The 1,359-nt window shown below is 65.3% G+C and carries 1 protein-coding gene and 1 pseudogene; both read right to left on the bottom strand.

The annotated features are described in order from the left end of the window. A partial coding sequence (locus EN742_RS35130; RefSeq protein WP_148670535.1) for a serine hydrolase occupies positions 1-1,002 on the bottom strand: 1,002 nt, incomplete at its 3' end. A 33-nt stretch (positions 1,003-1,035) separates the two neighbouring features. After that, positions 1,036-1,359 (bottom strand): annotated as a pseudogene (locus EN742_RS35125) (6-aminohexanoate hydrolase); the annotation flags it as partial.

Here is a 1,359-nt window from a genome sequence, read left to right as displayed (position 1 = left end):
GTACCATTTGTTGCGGTAGCGGCCCTTGGGAAAGAGAAACGCCATCGTGCCGCGCTGCCAGGCCTCGAAGCTGCCGCCGGTTGAAACCGTGTCACGGACCCAGGCATCCGGCACGATGCGGCGGCCATTGGCCATGCCGCCCTGCCGCATCATCTCGCCGACCCGCGCCAGGTCGCGCGGCGTCACCGAAATACCGCCGGCGGTGCGCGCCGTGCCTTCCATGTCGACGGCGATCGAGCCCTCGCTCGTCGCGCCGAGCGGCAGCCACAATTTATCTCGCAGAAGATCGGCGATGCGCTGGCCCGACGCCCGCTCCAGCAGCGCGCCGAGCAAATCGGAATTGGGCGAGCGGTAGCGATAGGTCCGGCCGTGTGGCTCGCCGAGACGCTGCAACGTCAGGAGAAACGCCTTGAGGCTTTCGGACCCGCCGCCCGGATTCCACAGCGTGGCGCGGCGATAGCGGGCAAATGCGCTCTCGGGATCGAGATAGGCCTCCTCGAAATCGAGGCTGACGGTCATGTCGAGCACGTGCCGGCAGCTTGCATCGCCATAGGCAGAGCTTTTGGCCTCAGGGATGTAGTTGACGACGGGCGCTTCCGGGTCGAACACCCCCTCGCCTTCCAGTATGCCGGCGAGAATGGCGGTGAACGACTTGCTGATCGAGAAGATGATGTGGCGGGCGCCAAATTCCATATGCGGCGCCAACCAGTCGCCGACCCATTTGCCGCCCTTCATAATGGTCAGCGCATCGGTATCCGAGCGCTGGAGAAATGCCGCGACCGTTTCCGGCGCATTTGCCGAGGCGACCTTTTCGTCGAGCAGCCCGCCAAGCGCCTGCGGGGGCGCCTCGCTGCCGCTGGCGGATGCGAAGGGCGCGCTCGGCACCAGCTCGCCGACATTCTGGAACGACCAGCGATTGAACGGGCTTTCGCGCCAGTTGGAGAGCAGCACCGCGTTGCGGGCAAAGCCATATCTTGTCTCGAACGCGGTCCTGCCGGTCATGACGGTCTCCGGGATCCTCTGCTTGCTTGTGGGTCAGGCCAGCGCGGCGGCTATGGCGTGCACGGCCTTCAGCGTCGCCACCGAATAGGCTGTGTTGGTGAAATCCGGATAGGTCGAAAGCTTCACCACGACCATTCTGTTGTCCCAGCCGATGTGGATAAGCTGCCCGAACACACCCCGGCACATTAGCGCGCGCGAGCGCGGATCCTCGATCCAGAACTGGTTGCGGTAGCTGCCTTCGGGCAGGCTGGGATTGAAGCCCGGGCCGTGCCTGCCGGTGCGCGTCGCCTCGATCCACTCGGCCGGCACCACGCCGCCGCCATTGTCCAGGATCAGCTTGCCGAAGCGGGCGTAGTC

This window comes from Mesorhizobium sp. M4A.F.Ca.ET.020.02.1.1 (assembly GCF_004022645.1).
Classification (GTDB): domain Bacteria; phylum Pseudomonadota; class Alphaproteobacteria; order Rhizobiales; family Rhizobiaceae; genus Mesorhizobium.
This window is presented reverse-complemented; position numbering and strand designations above follow the sequence as displayed.